Genomic DNA, 15,508 nt, shown 5'->3' with positions numbered 1-15,508 from the left:
GACATACCTCAATGGCAGAGCCCAAGCTGCATTTCTCCCGCGCTGAATTCCAGCAGCGGATCGACCGGACGCGCGCGGAAATGGTCCGCAACGGTCTGGATCTGTTGATCGTGACCGATCCCTCGAACATGAACTGGCTGACCGGCTATGACGGCTGGTCTTTCTACGTGCACCAATGCGTGGTGCTGCCGCTGGAGGATCCGCCGTTCTGGTTTGGCCGGGAACAGGACGGCAATGGCGCCCTGCGCACCTGCTTCATGGGAGAGAGCCAGATCATCGGCTACCCGGACCACTACGTGCAGTCCAGCGTCTGCCATCCGATGGATTACCTCTCGGCGCAGCTGGCGGACCGGGGCATGGATGGTGGCAATATCGGCGTCGAGATGGACAACTACTGGTTCACCGCCGCCGCCTACGGATCCTTGCAGAAGCACCTGCCCAACGCAAACTTCGGCGATGCCAACGGGCTGGTGAACTGGCAGCGCGCGATCAAATCCGACGCCGAACTGACCTATATGCGGCAGGCCGGTCGCATCGTCGAACGCATGCACCAGCGCATCTTTGACAAGGTCGAACCGGGCCTGCGCAAGAGCGACCTTGTGGCCGACATCTATGATGCCGCCCTGCGCTATGACGCGGAGACCGGTTTCGGGGGCGATTACCCGGCGATCGTGCCGCTGCTGCCGTCGGGCGCCGATGCCGCCGCGCCGCATCTGACCTGGGATGATGAGCCCATGCGCCCGAACGAAGGGACTTTCTTTGAGATCGCAGGTGTGGTGAAACGCTACCATTGCCCCCTGTCGCGCACCGTGTTCCTGGGCAAGCCGACGCCGGCGTTCCTGGATGTCGAGAAAGCGGTGCTGGAGGGCATGGCCGCCGGGCTGGAACAGGCCAAGGTCGGCAATACCTGCGAGGATATCGCCAATGCCTTTTTTGGGGTGTTGCGAACCCATGGGATCGAGAAAAACAGCCGCACCGGTTATCCGATCGGTGTCAGCTACCCGCCGGACTGGGGCGAGCGCACCATGTCCCTGCGTCCCGGCGACCGGAGTGAATTGAAAGAGAACATGACCTTTCACTTCATGACCGGATTGTGGACAAAGGACTGGGGCTTTGAAATCACCGAGAGCATTCGCATCGGTCACAACGGACCCGAGTGCCTGGCCAATGTGCCGCGTAAGATGTTGATTAAGGACTGAGAGATGAAAGCGAACCCGATAAGCGCGACAATTCCGTTTGACGAGGACGGGGTGCATCACGGCTTTCTCAAGCTGCCCTACAGCCGCGATGACAGCGCCTGGGGATCGGTGATGATCCCGCTGACGGTGATCCGCAACGGCGCAGGCAAGACCGCGCTGCTGACCGGCGCCAACCACGGCGACGAATACGAAGGTCCGGTGGCCCTGCAGGAACTGGCCAGCCTGACCCGCGCCGAGGATGTCACCGGGCGGCTCATTATCGTGCCCTATTTCAACTATCCGGCCTTTCGCGCCGCAACGCGGACCTCGCCGATCGACCGGGGCAACCTCAACCGGGCCTTTCCCGGCCGTCCCGACGGCACCGTGACCGAAAAGATCGCCGACTATTTCCAGCGCACGCTGTTGCCGATGGCGGATCTGGCGGTGGATTTCCACTCTGGCGGCAAGACGCTGGATTTCGTGCCCTTTGCCGCCGCGCATATCCTCGACGACAAGGCGACCGAAGCGGCCTGTTTTTCCGCCATGCAGGCTTTCAACGCGCCCTATTCGGTGCAGATGCGCGAGATCGACAGCGTCGGCATGTATGACACCGCGGTGGAGGAGATGGGCAAGGTGCTCGTCACCACGGAGCTGGGCGGGGGCGGCATGTCCACCGCCCGCAGCAACGCCATTGCCAAGAAAGGCCTGCGCAACGTGCTGATCCACAGCGGCATCCTGCACGGCGAGATGCAGATCGACCCCACCGTGGCGCTGTCGATGCCGGACGATGAGTGCTTTGTGTTCAGCGAGGGCGACGGTTTGTTCGAGGTGATGAAGGATCTGGGCGAGCCGGTGACCAAAGGCGAACTGGTCGCCCGGGTCTGGCCGCTGGATCGCACCGGCCAGCCGCCGGAGGAGTATCATGCACGCCGGGACGGTGTGTTGATCAGTCGCCATTTCCCCGGTCTCATCAAATCCGGCGATTGCGCCGTGGTGGTGGGCGTGGTCGAGCGCTGACATGCAACTGGACCAACGTGATCTGGAAATCCTGCGCGTCCTGTCCACCGAGGGGCGCATCACCAAGGCGGCCCTGGCGGACCGGATCGGCCTGTCGCCGACGCCCTGCTGGGACCGGCTGAAGAAACTGGAGCAGGCCGGGCTGATCGAAGGCTATGGCGCGCGTCTGAACCTGAAAAAGCTCGCCCCACATGTGACGGTGTTCGTCGCGGTGGAGCTGGCCGATCACACCGCGCCGAGCTTTCAGTCCTTCGAAATCGCCATGCAGCGCTACGAGGAAGTCGTGGCCTGCTGGGCCCTGGGGGGCGGGTTCGACTATCTGTTGCAGATCGTCACCCGCGACATCGACGCCTATCAGCGCCTGATCGACGCGATGCTGGATGCCCGGATCGGGTTGAGCCGCTATTTCACCTATGTGGTGACCAAACCGGTCAAGGGCCAGAGCGCGCCGCCGTTGCAACTGCTCCTGCAAGGAGAGTAGCCCCGGCGCGTTTCCCCCGCTGCTGCGGCGCCCGGTTGCGGGGCACTGGCACGCCCGATGACGTGTCCTCTGACCGTCGCTCTGCGCAGGGCTTTCCTCTGTCAGCTGCGCGAACTTCAGCCACATCTTCTGTCGGGTTCAGGCAGAATCCTCTGCAAGTCAAAGGAGGATTGTGATGACTGAGACCGCTCTCTCGGCACGTTCGGACATTATGGACAAGGCGCTTGTGCGTTCTTTTTCCTACGTAAATGGCAAATGGTGCGCGGCGTCGAATGGGGAAAGCTTCCCGGTTCTGGATCCCGCAAATGGGGCCGAGCTGGGTCACGTCGCCAGCCTCACCGCCGAAGATTCCTCTGCCGCCGTGGATGCCGCGCAGGCGGCCTTTGCGGATTGGGCGGCGATGCTGCCGCAGGATCGCTCTGCCATTCTGCGCCGTTGGTTTGACCTGCAAATCGCCCACAAGCAGGATCTGGCGCGGATCATGGTGCTGGAGCAGGGCAAACCCCTGTCCGAAGCGCTGGGCGAAATCGACTATGGCGCGGCCTTTGTCGAGTTTTATGCCGAAGAGGCAAAGCGGCCCAATATCGAAGGCGTGACCAGCCATCTGCCCGATGCCGAGGTCGAACTCTGGCGCGAGCCGGTGGGCGTTGCGGCGCTGATCACGCCTTGGAACTTTCCGGCGGCGATGCTGACCCGCAAAGCGGCGGCGGCGCTTGCGGCGGGCTGTACCGTGGTGGCGCACCCGTCGGGAGAGACGCCGTTCAGCGCGCTGGCGCTGGCGGAGCTGGCAGAGCGCGCCGGGTTCCCGCCCGGGGTGTTCAACGTGGTGACCGGCAAGGCCGCCACCGTTGTCGAGCCCTGGACACGCGACACCCGGGTGCGGGCCCTGTCGTTCACCGGCTCCACCGAGGTGGGCAAGCTGCTTTATCGTCAGTCCGCCGAGACGGTCAAACGGCTGGTGATGGAACTGGGCGGACATGCGCCGGTCATCGTGTTCAAGAACTCTGACCTCGACCGCGCGGTGGCCGAGACCATCAAGGCGAAATTCGCCACCTCCGGGCAGGATTGCCTCGGGGCCAACCGCATCTTTGTCGAACGCGCCATCTATGACGAGTTCTGCACCCGCTTTGTCGCGGCGACGCAGGCGCTGACCGTGGGCCGGGGAATGGACGATCCCGACATCGGCCCCCTGATGAACGAAAAAGCGGTGCAAAAACAGGAACAACACGTGGCCGACGCGTTGGAAAAGGGAGCAACCCTCGCCTGTGGTGGCAAACGCCACGCGCTGGGGCCGCTGTTTTATGAACCCACCGTTCTGACCGATGTGCCCGCAGATGCGGCCATCCTGCACGAAGAGACCTTTGGCCCGGTCGCGCCGATCACGCCGTTTGACACCGAGGATGAGGTGATCCAGCGTGCCAATGACAGCGAATATGGCCTCGTTGCCTATGTGCACAGCCATGACCCGCGCCGGATCTATCGCCTCAGCCGCGCGTTGCAGTTTGGCATGGTGGCGGTCAACCGCACCAAGGTCACCGGCGCGCCGATCCCCTTTGGCGGCACCAAACAGTCCGGCATGGGGCGCGAGGGCGCACGGCTGGGCATGGAAGAGTTTACCGAGGTCAAATACGTCTGCCGCGACTGGGCGTAACCCTCGACTGATACGAGATTTTCCGCCCCGCGGGTGGAGCACGGAAATAGGAAGGACACGAAATGCTGAAGAACGATCAACTGGACCAATGGGACCGCGACAACTTCTTTCACCCCTCGACCCATCTGGCGCAGCACGCGCGCGGTGAGAGCGCAAACCGGGTGATCAAGACCGCCTCCGGCGTCTTTATCGAGGACCGCGACGGCAACAAGCTGTTGGATGCGTTTGCCGGGCTTTACTGCGTCAACGTCGGCTATGGCCGTCAGGACATTGCCGAGGCGATCGCCGATCAGGCGCGCGAGCTGGCCTATTATCATTCTTACGTGGGCCACGGCACCGAGGCGTCGATCACGCTGGCCAAGATGATCCTGGATCGCGCGCCCAAGAATATGTCGAAGGTCTACTTCGGCCTTGGCGGCTCCGACGCCAATGAAACCAACGTCAAACTGATCTGGTATTACAACAACATCCTTGGCCGCCCCGAAAAGAAGAAAATCATCTCGCGCTGGCGCGGCTATCACGGCTCCGGGCTGGTCACCGGCTCCCTGACCGGGCTTGAGCTGTTCCACAAGAAATTCGACCTGCCCGTCGAACAGGTGATCCACACCGAAGCGCCTTACTATTTCCGCCGCGAGGATCTGAACCAGACCGAAGAGCAGTTCGTGGCCCATTGCGTGGCCGAGTTGGAGGCTCTGATTGAACGCGAAGGCGCCGACACCATCGCCGCCTTCATCGGTGAGCCGATTTTGGGCACCGGGGGCATCGTGCCGCCGCCCGCAGGCTATTGGGAGGCGATCCAGACAGTCCTGAAAAAACACGACATTCTGCTGGTTGCGGATGAGGTTGTCACCGGCTTTGGTCGTCTTGGCACCATGTTCGGCTCGGATCACTACGGTCTGGAGCCCGACATCATCACCATTGCCAAGGGTCTGACCTCCGCCTATGCGCCGCTTTCCGGTTCCATCGTCAGCGACAAGGTCTGGAAGGTGCTGGAGCAGGGCACCGATGAAAACGGCCCCATCGGCCACGGCTGGACCTACTCCGCGCACCCCATCGGGGCGGCGGCGGGTGTGGCCAACCTGAAACTCATCGACGAGCTGAACCTTGTCAGCAATGCCGGCGAGGTGGGGGCTTACCTCAACGCCACCATGGCAGAGGCGCTGGGCGAACATGCTAATGTGGGCGATGTGCGTGGCGAGGGCATGCTCTGCGCGGTGGAATTCGTGAAGGACCGCGACAGCCGCACCTTCTTTGACGCCGCCGACAAGATCGGCCCGCAGGTTTCGGCCAAACTGCTGGAGCAGGACAAGATCATCGCGCGCGCCATGCCGCAGGGCGATATCCTGGGCTTTGCGCCGCCCTTCTGCCTGACCCGCGCCGAGGCCGATCAGGTGGTCGAGGGCACTGTGCGCGCGGTGAAATCCGTGCTCGGCTGAGATCACGCCCGTCCTGCAAGAATGCACTGTCCCCCGGTTGGCCGATGCCAGCCGGGGGATTGCATTTGAGCGGAGCTCTTCGGGGCTGGCTGGTCAGGGATACGTCGCAGGTTCACACCGGCTCTATCGCAACACAGCCGCAAAAATCCGCCACCCTTGCACATTCTGCGCGACAGGGTCCTTCGTGTCATGGTTGTGATAGAGGGGATGTATCCAAGCTTGAGACCAGAGCAGATTTGGAACGGACGTTCCTGTTCACCCGGGCGCGCCGCAGTCGCGGTCGGACGGAATCGGGGTCAGAGTAGGGACCGCAGCAGGGGGACCAGATGAGCAATACTGATGATCCGCAGGAGACCGGGATAAAGGCCAGCGCCATCGCCTGGGCACGCACCATGTATGACCTGTCCGGCTGGGTCTGGGACCACACCGGGGGCAAGCTGGGGTCCGGCGCCGAAAGCACCGAGGCCACCTCAGAGACCGCGATGCAGAAGATGCGCGCGCGCATGGATCCGCGCCCCATCAAAACGGTCGTGCCGCCGGGGGCATCCGCGCAGGAGGAAGCGGCGATCGACCAGCTCTTTGCCGATTTGCTGGATCACCTCGACACCCATGCCGGGAGCGAGGATCTGACGCAGGCCAAGCAGTTGTTCGTCGCGGTGGTCAATCGGGTGGATCAGGCGAAACAGGATATTGCACAGCGTGCGCTTGAGGCAAAGAAAGTTGAGCTGTCGGACCGGCTGAAGGCCATTCCCTTTTCGACCGAGGTGACAGACACCGAGGCACGCGCCTTTGCCAAAAGCCGCAGCGCGCTGTCACGGGTGATTGCCGGGGCGACCGACCTGTCCAAGCTGGAGCCGGTCGAGCCCGCCCTGGCCAAGCTTGAAAAGGCGGTGACGGCTGCCTTGGCGATGGTGGGACCGCGCGGGCAGGCGCAGGATCAGATCACCGCCGCACGCAGCGCGCGTGACGCGATGGCCAAGGTCGTCGACCGAGGCTACTACAAGGCCGTCACCGATGCGATCACGGCGGCGGACAAGGCACTGCATGCGGCCAAAACAGCGTCGGAGATCACGTCGTTGCGGGCCGCCTTGAAGGCGGTCATGGACAAGGAAGGCGACGCGCGTGCCTATGCGGCGGAATATGAGAGCAAGTCGCTCAAGGTCGAACTGTATCTCTCCGTGCACGCGCCCGACCCGGATCGCGACAACCGCAGCCCCGCCCATGCGGCCTGGATCGCCCTGGCCAAATCCGCGGCGCAGAAATCGGCCGCGCTTGATTTCAGCGGCGCGCGGGCGGAACTGGCGAAGTTCGAAACCCATTCTGCGGTGTCCGGTGATGGCGCAAACGTCAGCGGCTGCGGGAGTTTCGCCGCCGCCTACGACAGTTTCATGGCGAATTATGATGACAAACGCCTGTTCATCAAAGGCTCCAAGATCCGGGGCGCGGGCGCGATGGATGCGGATCTGGCGGCGGCGCGCAAGAAAGGCATCTGCGACAAGGACTGGGCCGCGGCAAAAACGCTGCTGGAGGATTTGCAGGACAAGATCGACAAGCTGCATCCGGTCGCTGTCGAATGGCGCAAGATCTATCCGCTGACATCGTCTCTGGGCAGTTCCGATCCCTTGCGGCAGGCGGTGGACGCGGCGAAGTCGAAACTGAACTCGGACGGCAGCGGCGATCACGCGGCGGCAAAGGCGGCCTTGACCGGGGTGTCGGGCACAGAGCGCAAGCGTGCGGCCACGCTGGCGCGGCTGGCGGCGGTCAAGAAACGGGTCGAAGGCATCGACACCAGCGCCTTTAGCGCGGCGCACAGCTATGCCAACGGACTGGTGTCCGGTGTGGAGGGTGATATTCCCGGTGACCTTGATGCGGCCAATACCGGGCTGGATGCGCTTGAGCCGAAACTGGATGCGATCGAGGTCTGGATGCCGCTGATGACGGATGCGCGTGCGGCGCGGGCGATGCAGGATGCATCGAATGCCTATGGGTTCCTGGATGACGCCATCGCCGAGGCCGGCAAAAACGACTATGCCAAGGCCAGGACAAAGGCGGCAGCGGCCCTGACCAATTATCAGCTGCTGGCGCGGTATCAGCCGCTCCGGGCGCAGGTGACCGGGGTGCGGGACTGCCAGACATCGGGAACGCCCCCCCATGATATGGTGGATGTGGCGCTGACAGAGGCGCATGACCTGGCGACCGTGCAAAAGGATCTGACAAAGGCGATCACCCGTCTGCAACAGGTGCTGGCGGACCCTGCGCTGGCCGAATTGGCGCATGAGATCGGCCTGTGGCAACAGCAATATCCGCGCGTGAAGAAACAGCACGACAAGATCACCACCGGGATGGAACCGGCCGCGGCCAAGAAGACCCTGACCGATGCCATGGCGGCGGTCGAAGACAAGGCGAATACCGATCACGATTACCCGGGGGCGATGGAGCTGCTGGAGACCCATCGACAGGCGCTGGTGGCCGGGCGCGCCTATGTCGCCAATCGCAAACGCGCCAAGTCGTTGAAAAAGGCGCTGGACCGGGCGGTAGCGACCTTTTCCGGCGTGCCGGATGTGGAGCAGAAACTCTATGGCCACACGGACGACAGCAAGCTGCTGGCGGTGATGAAGGCGGCAGATGATCTCGCCGTTGCGGGGCAGGTGGCGGATGCTGCCAAGGCCTATGCGGCGCTGCTGACATCGTGGCAGGGTTTTGCCAAGGAAACCGCCAAGCTGCACGAGGCCGCAGATGCGGTGGGGTCAAACGCGGGCCATTCGATCGACCGGCATGGCGCCGATGTCACGGATGCGGAGCTGCTGGCGCGACTGACCACCGGGGTCGCACCGGATGGCAAGACCTCGACGACCAGGGCCTCGTCGAAATTCGACACGTTCGAAGCGTGGTTGCAGGCGCGCGAAGAAGGTGCGGCGATGCTGGAGCAGAAATCGCACCCCGGCAGTAGCGACACCATCAAGGTCTCCGACACCTCGGTACCGGCGGACGTGAATGCGGTTGTGGCGATGAAGGCGGAGATCGACCATCAAGGGCCGATCGACAAGGCATATCTGGGGGTGAAACCCGCCCCGGGTGTGGACCCGGTCAAGGGCAAGATCGGCAAGGGCGATACCTACGAAACCTATGAGGCGCTCGACGGGATCACCCGCAGCCAGACGCTGTGGCTGTTCGAGATTGATTTCTCCGGGCTGACGATCCCGCCGGCGGGCCATGTCTCGCCGCCGGATTTCAGGCACAAGGGCGACCCCAAGGCCTATATCGACATCTACACCAACGAGCATGGTGCGGCACCGGCCAGCATCCCCGGCAAATGGGTGATGATGCAACTGTTCCCGTTGGTCGACAAATGGAACCAGGAGTTGCAGGATTATGAAACCTAGTCAGAGGTTTGAGAGATGAAGATCAACTATTACGTGGTGCGGCGCTACCTGAGCTGGCTGACAGAGGGGCGTGCAGCCTCCGACCCGGATCGCCTCGATGACTGGGAAAACTATGAGCCCGACATGGACCAGATGATACGCGAGGCCCGCGAAGCAGGCGACGAGGTCCTGCTCAAGCGATCCCTGGATTCGCTGATCGCCGACCCGGACGGGCGCATTGATGCCTTTGCCGGGCAGGTGCACGGGTTCGACGAGGATGACCTGGTGGCGCTGTTTACGGCCGCGTTCGACTATCTGTGGCCGGACGAGATGCTGAGCGAGCCGGGCGCGGGGCCGGCGCTGGAATTCGTGCCGATGTCGGATGAGGAATGGGCCGCGCGGCAAGGGCAGGGCTGAACCGGAGGAGGGTGCTATGGCGACGGGCGACAATGATCCCAGCTTCGATCTCGATGTCATTCAATCACTGATCAAGAAGGGCAAGGCGGGCGGGGGGCCTTTTCCCTTTGCCTTTGGTCTGGCGGCCAAGCCGGAGGCCTGCGGGTTCCTGCCGCATCTGCGCAAACCGGTGAAGGCGTTGAAATCCGAACTCAAATCCTCCAGCCCGGCGATCAAGAAAGTCTGCGTCGGAACCTTTACCGTGGAGGAGGGGCAGCTTCGGCTCAGTTGCGAAAAGCCGATCAAGGGGATCATCCGGCAGCTGCGGGTGCGGTTTCGCAAGGCCGGGCTGGGCAAGTTCAAACCCGTGCTGGTGGGCCCCGACGGGCAGGAAATCGACGAGGACAGCCTGCCGGATGACGACGGCGCAGAGGAGCGCCCGCCGGCGGATCATACTGCATCGGATACGGCCACGGCAGATGCTGCAGCGCCGTCGGAGGATGGCGGGGCCACCCTGAAAGCGCAGCTGGTGTCGTTGAACGCGCGGCTGAAAGAGGCGCCCGAGGATCAGCGCGCCAAAATGGCAAAGGTCCTTCAGCTCGCCGTTGGCAAGCTGAAGGCGGGGGATATGGCCACCGCCCAAAAGGCCGCGGATCAGCTGGCAGCTGCGCTCGACCGCAATGGCGCTGAGACCGCGCGCGAGACTGGCGACACTGCGGCCCCCGGCGCGCCGCTGGACATCTGGATCGCGGCCAAGGACACGGTCGACGGGCAGATTGGGCAATTGCAATCGGCCTTGCGGGGGATCAGGCATCCGGCCTTTGACAGGATTGCGGACCTGGGGCTGGCGGGTCTGTCCGGGGGGACGATGAACACAACATTGATGGCTGCCCTCTATGACTACAGGGACGCGCCGGCATCCCGGCAGGAGGACAGCCGCACGGCATTGCGCGCCGCCGTCGGGACCTATCGTGCGTTCCTGCACTCCGATCCCGTTGTGGCCCATTGCGAGAACAACCCCTTTGGCGTGCGCCTCACGCTGATCGAAACCCTGGGCGGGGCGCTGGGTCGCATCGAGAGCGAGCTGAAGACCTAGGGTCCGGCGCCGGGGCTGCGGGCTTGGCGGGGTCGTGCTTTAGCCCCACCTGTGCCCTGCCGCGGGTCGAGGGGCGAAATCTGCGCTTTGCCGATCACCGCGGGTTGATCCTTCTGTCCCGGTGGCGATAAGCTCGCTGTCCAATATGACCCACGCCCCAGATCCCACTGATGATCCCTGTTCCGATGCGGCTGCCCCTCCGGCGCCGCTCTTGACGTTCGAGCTGTTCGTGCAGCCCGGGTTCTCTCATCAGGAGCTGTCGTCGATCCTGTCGGTTCTGGAGGCGGCCAATGCGATGGAAACCGGGGCCTATTTCACCTGGCAGATCACCTCCGACTCGCCCGGGCTGCTGGCCAGCAATGGCGACATGCTGGTCCGGGCAGAGCCGGCGATCGGGGTGCAATATCTGCGCGATGTTCTGTTTGTTGTCGGTGGGCGCAATTGCAGCGGCGGCAGCTGGCTGCCCCGGGCGCGCGCCATGCAGAAGGAACGGCGCCCGGCCTTTCTGTTGTCGGAGGCGGCGGCGGAGTATATCCGGCGATCCGCGCCCCTGTCCGGACCGGTCACCACCCATTGGCTGGAGGCGCGTACGCTGCAGGAGACCGGAGACTATCCGACGCTCTCCAACCATCTGGTCGAGGACAACTCCGGTCTGCTGACCTGCGCCGGTCGCGGCCACACGGCAGAGCTTGTGATCCGTCTGCTGGCGCAGGTCCTGTCGCCGCAGGACTGCGCGGAGTTGACCAGCCTCCTGGTGCTGGAGGCCACCCGGGGCTTCAGCGGCGAGCAGCCCAAGGGGGCGGCCCGGAACACCAATCTGCTTGAGGCCCGTCTGGTCAAGGCGATGGCGGTGATGGAGGCCAATGTGGAGCATCCGCTGCCCACCGCCGAGATCGCCGAGCAGGCCGGGGTGTCGATCCGGCATCTGGAGCGCCTGTTTCTGACCCATCTGCACACGACGCCGGCCAAACACTATATGAAGCTGCGGTTGAAACTGGCCAACAAGCTGATTTCGGACACCAATCTGCCGATTGCGGAGATTGCCTTTGCCAGCGGCTTTGCCTCTTCGACGTCGCTTGCACGGGCCTATCGCCGCGACTATGGGATGACGCCCTATCAGGTGCGCGCTCGTGATCGCGGTGTCTGACCGATCCGCCGCGCACTCGCTCCGCCGGAGTTTGTCAACAATTAACCGTCTTCTGCTAGGGTCGATGAGGGTCCAGAAGGTCGCTGACGCCGGCGGCGGCGCCACGGGCAGGTGCGTGGCTGCCGGGGCGCCTGCGCCCTGCGTCAGGTTGGAAAGCAGAGACGATCATGACGGTATATGTCGTTACGGCATCGAACTATAACGAGCCTGCGTTCTGGGCAGGAATTGCCGAAGCGGAGGCGGGGCACACGCTTGATTTCAGCCCGCTGCCGCCGGGGTTCGAATTCTCCGTAAACGCTGCGACCAACAGCATTTCAATTTGGAACGGTGTGTCCTGGTACAGGATCGGATCGCGGGGCAACACAAGTGTAGATGCCGTTCTGGGCGGTGCAACTCACGCGGATCAGTTTACCACGCTCATCGGCCGCGACCGAGGCGGCGCGCGCCAGCGGATGGTCTTCGGGCAAGAGGCCGCGCCGCAGCTGCTGCCCCCCGGCGCGGCCACCACGCTGGAGGTCAGCAACGTCGCAGAGACGCCGGTCGACCTCTATGTGATGGGTGGCTCGGGTGACCCGCTGCACATCGCCGACATCCCCGGAGGCGCGACCTATATCGCCACAACTGCGGCCGGAACGCGGTGGATGTTGCAGGACGGTGCTCGGGCAGAGCGGGTGTGGATCAACGTCGATGGCCCCACCCGGATCACGACCCGCATCACCACCCAGAGCGCGTCGAAACCGGTGGCCATCAGGGAGCTGCCGGTGACGTCTGCTGCGGCGACCGGATGAGGCATGACGCCCGGCATACTGCATGGTCCCTTGACCGCTGCGATCTATCTGGTCGCGACGGGCCGGAGGATCCCGGACCCGGGGCGGAAGCGACGGCGCCTGCTGATGACTCCGCTCCATTTGCGGATGATAGGCAGCCGGTGATGCGGGCGGCGGGCACAGAAGACCAGCCGCCATCGGTGCAGCATTGCGCGCCGGGGGTGCCCTGTTTCACCCCGGGAATTCGCCTTGCCACGGCACGCGGGGCGATTCCGGTGGAGCAGATCGCGGTGGGGGATCTGCTGCAAACCGCAGACAACGGGTTTCAACCGGTGATCTGGGTCGGACGCCGGGATCTGAGTGCGGCGGATCTTTGGTCCCATCCGCATCTGCGCCCGGTTTTGCTGTCCCCGGGGGGGCTGTTGGCGAATGAACGCGCCTTGCTGGTGTCTCCGCAGCATCGCTTCATGCTCAACCGGCGGCGGTTGGGCGATCTCGGCGCGGTCGGCGAGGCGTTCCTGCGTGCGCGCCTGTTGCAGCATGTCGCGCCGCAGACCGCCTGTGTCCAGACAGCGGATGTGCCGGTCAGCTACGTCCATCTGATGACCGAGCGACATCAGGTGGTCTTTGCGGAAGGGGTCGCGACGGAGACCTTCTGGCCGGGGCCGGAGGCCTTGCGCGGCCTCTCCCTGGCGGATCAGCAAGAGTTGTTCGATCTGTTTCCCGAATTGCTGCCCGCCCTGCGGTTGCAGGGCGCGGCGGGGCGGCAGTTTGTCGATCTGCGCTACTGCAGTTTGGCACGACAGGATGTGTCCCGCGGGGATCTGGCCGCATTGGCGCCGGGCGGGCAGGCGGTGGCGGCGCGATCCGGCGCCGTTGCCGGACCGCCGCGCCGTGGCGCCTAGGCGGCCTCTGCGCGTCCCTTGAGGAACTCACAGGTCACCTGGACGGCGGCGGCCATATCCTCGGCGCTGGCGAATTCTTCGGGCCGGTGGCTGATCCCGTCGCGACAGCGCACAAACAGCATGGCGGTCTCGCAAAGCGCCGCCATCGCCGACGCATCATGGGTCGCGCCGGAGGGCAGGCGCGGTGCCGCAATGCCGCTGTGGCGACAGCCGGCCTCCAGCGTGTCCATCAACGCGGGGGCGCAGGGCACGGCCGGTTGCGCATAGGTGCGGCTCATGGAGAAGGCGGTGCCGCGGGCGGCGGCGATTTCGGTGCCCCAGACCTGTGCTTCGGCGGCAAACGCAGCGCGTTCCTCATCCGACAATGCCCTGATTTCAAGAGTGAGCTCGGCCTCGCGCGGGATTGCGTTCACCACGGCGGGTTTCAGGTTGAGCGTGCCGACCGTGGCCCGGAGCCCGTCGCGGCCCGCTGCCGTGTCGTGTACCCGGGCGATGAAATCCGCGGCGGCGACCAGCGCATCTCGGCGCCCCTGCATCGGGACCGTGCCCGCATGTCCGGTTTCCCCGCTGAAGGTGATGCTGTTGCGCTCGATGCCGCAGATGCCGGTGACGATGCCGCACGGCACATTGTCCCGTTGCAGGACCGGCCCCTGTTCGATGTGGATTTCCAGATAGGCCTGCACGCTGTCACGAGGCCGGCGCATCTGACCCAGCGCATCCGGGTCGCCCCCGAACTGCGCGAGCGCCGCGCGCAGGGACACGCCATCGGCATCCATCATCTCAAGCGCGTCGGGATCAAGCTGCCCCGTCAAGGCCCGCGGTCCGAGGAGTGCTGTGGGAAATCGCACGCCTTCCTCGTCGGCGAAGGCCAGCACCTCCACCGGAAACGGCAGTTGCACTCCCTCTGCGGCAAGCTGCTCCAGCGCGAGGCAGCCGATCAGGACGCCCATGATGCCGTCGTAACGCCCGCCTTCGCGCACGCTGTCCTGATGCGATCCGATCAACACCGCCGGTGCGCCGGTCGCGGAGGCGCTGCGTCCGATCAGGGTGGCGGCGGCATCCATGTGACAGTACAGGCCGGCCTGTGTCATCCAGCCCCGGATCACATCGAGGGCGGCCGCATGTTCGGGCGTGAAGGGGAACCGGGTCACCCCCGGTCCGGGTGCGCTGCAGGTTGCGATTTCATTCAATCGGCGCTCGGCCTCTTTGCCCCAGTCCATCGTGGCCCCCAATTTATAATGATTAATTTAGCTCTATCGTTCGCAGGTTTTCCTGTCTATGCTTTTTATCATGATAAAAGGCGGCAGAAGATGAGCAAACCGACCCGTGCCCCGGGCCAACCGCGTCGCTCGCGCCCGGTGCGCGTGGCGGATGAAATCAAGACCTGGGTGGTGGAACGCGACCTCCAGCAGGGGGACAAATTGCCCAATGAAACGGAGATGATCTCTCTGTTCGGCGTGTCCAAGGGGACGGTGCGCGAAGCGATGCGGATCCTCGAAGCGCAGGGGCTGATCCTGACCCGTACCGGCCCGGGGGGCGGCAGTTTTGTCGACAAGGTCTCGGCCGAGCGGGCGCGCTCCTTGCTGGCCAACTACTTCTATTTTCAGAACCTTTCGATCGCCGACATCTATCAGATGCGCCGCGCGCTGGAGCCGGAACTGGCCGCAAGCCTGGCAGGGACGCTCAGCGAGGAGCAATTGGCCGAGATGGAAACGCTTGCCGCGCGCTATCCGGAGCCTGCGCAATCTGCCGAGGAAGAGAAGGAACAGCATATTGCATCGCTCGACTTTCACGCCCGGCTGGCAGAGTTTTCTGGCAATGCGCTGCTGGGTTTTGTCATTTCCTTCATGGCGCGGGTTCTCACGGACATGACGATCTATCGCAAGCTCTACGAGCCGCCGAACCATGAATTGTGGCGCCGGGGGCGGGAGCATCAGATGCGGCTGGTGGAGGCCCTGCGCCACGGCAATGGGGATGAAGCGCGGCGGATCATGGCCTCGCATATGCAAGGCGCCGAAGACCTGATGACCGCGCAGGAGGCGCAGTTGGCGCGGCGCTTTATCGGGGAATAA

The 15,508-nt window shown here is 64.1% G+C and carries 13 protein-coding genes; 12 read left to right on the top strand and 1 reads right to left on the bottom strand.

What is annotated here, in order from left to right:
• The first annotated feature begins 11 nt into the window (after positions 1-11).
• The 11 genes from doeA (at position 12) to MHM88_RS08050 (ending at position 13,436) form a co-directional block, all read left to right on the top strand.
• Positions 12-1,199, top strand: coding sequence for an ectoine hydrolase DoeA (doeA, locus tag MHM88_RS08100; protein ID WP_239323090.1), 1,188 nt, complete (start codon positions 12-14; stop codon positions 1,197-1,199).
• 3 nt (positions 1,200-1,202) lie between these two features.
• Positions 1,203-2,195, top strand: a complete 993-nt coding sequence (gene doeB / locus MHM88_RS08095; protein ID WP_239362697.1) for a N(2)-acetyl-L-2,4-diaminobutanoate deacetylase DoeB — start codon at positions 1,203-1,205, stop codon at positions 2,193-2,195.
• A gap of 1 nt (position 2,196) precedes the next feature.
• Positions 2,197-2,676, top strand: a complete 480-nt coding sequence (locus tag MHM88_RS08090; protein WP_239323092.1) for an Lrp/AsnC family transcriptional regulator — start codon at positions 2,197-2,199, stop codon at positions 2,674-2,676.
• A gap of 175 nt (positions 2,677-2,851) precedes the next feature.
• Positions 2,852-4,327 (top strand): NAD-dependent succinate-semialdehyde dehydrogenase, encoded by a 1,476-nt coding sequence (locus tag MHM88_RS08085; protein ID WP_239362686.1) that lies wholly within the window; start codon positions 2,852-2,854, stop codon positions 4,325-4,327.
• A gap of 62 nt (positions 4,328-4,389) precedes the next feature.
• The gene (locus MHM88_RS08080; RefSeq protein ID WP_239362684.1) at positions 4,390-5,763 is read left to right on the top strand and encodes an aspartate aminotransferase family protein; all 1,374 of its coding nucleotides are present in this window, start codon (positions 4,390-4,392) and stop codon (positions 5,761-5,763) included.
• 326 nt (positions 5,764-6,089) lie between these two features.
• Complete coding sequence (locus MHM88_RS08075) at positions 6,090-9,146, top strand: hypothetical protein (RefSeq protein ID WP_239362671.1); 3,057 nt, start codon at positions 6,090-6,092, stop codon at positions 9,144-9,146.
• Positions 9,147-9,161: 15 nt separating this feature from the next.
• Positions 9,162-9,542, top strand: a complete 381-nt coding sequence (locus MHM88_RS08070; RefSeq protein WP_239362669.1) for a hypothetical protein — start codon at positions 9,162-9,164, stop codon at positions 9,540-9,542.
• A 16-nt stretch (positions 9,543-9,558) separates the two neighbouring features.
• The gene (locus MHM88_RS08065) at positions 9,559-10,617 is read left to right on the top strand and encodes a hypothetical protein (protein ID WP_239362667.1); all 1,059 of its coding nucleotides are present in this window, start codon (positions 9,559-9,561) and stop codon (positions 10,615-10,617) included.
• 145 nt (positions 10,618-10,762) lie between these two features.
• Positions 10,763-11,764: a GlxA family transcriptional regulator gene (locus tag MHM88_RS08060; RefSeq protein WP_239362665.1), complete on the top strand. Its 1,002-nt coding sequence runs from the start codon at positions 10,763-10,765 to the stop codon at positions 11,762-11,764.
• Positions 11,765-11,931: 167 nt separating this feature from the next.
• Positions 11,932-12,552, top strand: coding sequence for a hypothetical protein (locus tag MHM88_RS08055; RefSeq protein ID WP_239362662.1), 621 nt, complete (start codon positions 11,932-11,934; stop codon positions 12,550-12,552).
• Between the two features lie 143 nt (positions 12,553-12,695).
• Positions 12,696-13,436 carry a Hint domain-containing protein gene (locus MHM88_RS08050; RefSeq protein ID WP_239362660.1) on the top strand — a complete coding sequence of 247 codons (741 nt, stop codon included), beginning with the start codon at positions 12,696-12,698 and terminating at the stop codon, positions 13,434-13,436.
• Here the strand turns inward: MHM88_RS08050 and MHM88_RS08045 are convergent.
• Positions 13,433-14,656: a Zn-dependent hydrolase gene (locus MHM88_RS08045; RefSeq protein ID WP_239362650.1), complete on the bottom strand. Its 1,224-nt coding sequence runs from the start codon at positions 14,654-14,656 to the stop codon at positions 13,433-13,435. The genes MHM88_RS08050 and MHM88_RS08045 overlap by 4 nt on opposite strands.
• A 90-nt stretch (positions 14,657-14,746) precedes the next feature.
• On the opposite strand from MHM88_RS08045, the gene MHM88_RS08040 reads away from it, so the two are divergent.
• Positions 14,747-15,508: a FadR/GntR family transcriptional regulator gene (locus tag MHM88_RS08040; RefSeq protein WP_239362647.1), complete on the top strand. Its 762-nt coding sequence runs from the start codon at positions 14,747-14,749 to the stop codon at positions 15,506-15,508.

The organism is Epibacterium sp. MM17-32 (assembly GCF_022348205.1).
Taxonomy (GTDB): Bacteria; Pseudomonadota; Alphaproteobacteria; order Rhodobacterales; family Rhodobacteraceae; genus Epibacterium.
Note: the sequence above shows the minus strand (reverse complement) of the source record. Positions and strands in the feature narration are given on the sequence as shown.

Coding starts and splice junctions, on each gene's coding strand:
- doeA (WP_239323090.1), top strand. CDS start 12: ATGGCAGAGCCCAAGCTGCATTTCTCCCGCGCTGAATTCCAGCAGCGG.
- doeB (WP_239362697.1), top strand. CDS start 1,203: ATGAAAGCGAACCCGATAAGCGCGACAATTCCGTTTGACGAGGACGGG.
- MHM88_RS08090 (WP_239323092.1), top strand. CDS start 2,197: ATGCAACTGGACCAACGTGATCTGGAAATCCTGCGCGTCCTGTCCACC.
- MHM88_RS08085 (WP_239362686.1), top strand. CDS start 2,852: ATGACTGAGACCGCTCTCTCGGCACGTTCGGACATTATGGACAAGGCG.
- MHM88_RS08080 (WP_239362684.1), top strand. CDS start 4,390: ATGCTGAAGAACGATCAACTGGACCAATGGGACCGCGACAACTTCTTT.
- MHM88_RS08075 (WP_239362671.1), top strand. CDS start 6,090: ATGAGCAATACTGATGATCCGCAGGAGACCGGGATAAAGGCCAGCGCC.
- MHM88_RS08070 (WP_239362669.1), top strand. CDS start 9,162: ATGAAGATCAACTATTACGTGGTGCGGCGCTACCTGAGCTGGCTGACA.
- MHM88_RS08065 (WP_239362667.1), top strand. CDS start 9,559: ATGGCGACGGGCGACAATGATCCCAGCTTCGATCTCGATGTCATTCAA.
- MHM88_RS08060 (WP_239362665.1), top strand. CDS start 10,763: ATGACCCACGCCCCAGATCCCACTGATGATCCCTGTTCCGATGCGGCT.
- MHM88_RS08055 (WP_239362662.1), top strand. CDS start 11,932: ATGACGGTATATGTCGTTACGGCATCGAACTATAACGAGCCTGCGTTC.
- MHM88_RS08050 (WP_239362660.1), top strand. CDS start 12,696: ATGCGGGCGGCGGGCACAGAAGACCAGCCGCCATCGGTGCAGCATTGC.
- MHM88_RS08045 (WP_239362650.1), bottom strand. CDS start 14,656: ATGGACTGGGGCAAAGAGGCCGAGCGCCGATTGAATGAAATCGCAACC.
- MHM88_RS08040 (WP_239362647.1), top strand. CDS start 14,747: ATGAGCAAACCGACCCGTGCCCCGGGCCAACCGCGTCGCTCGCGCCCG.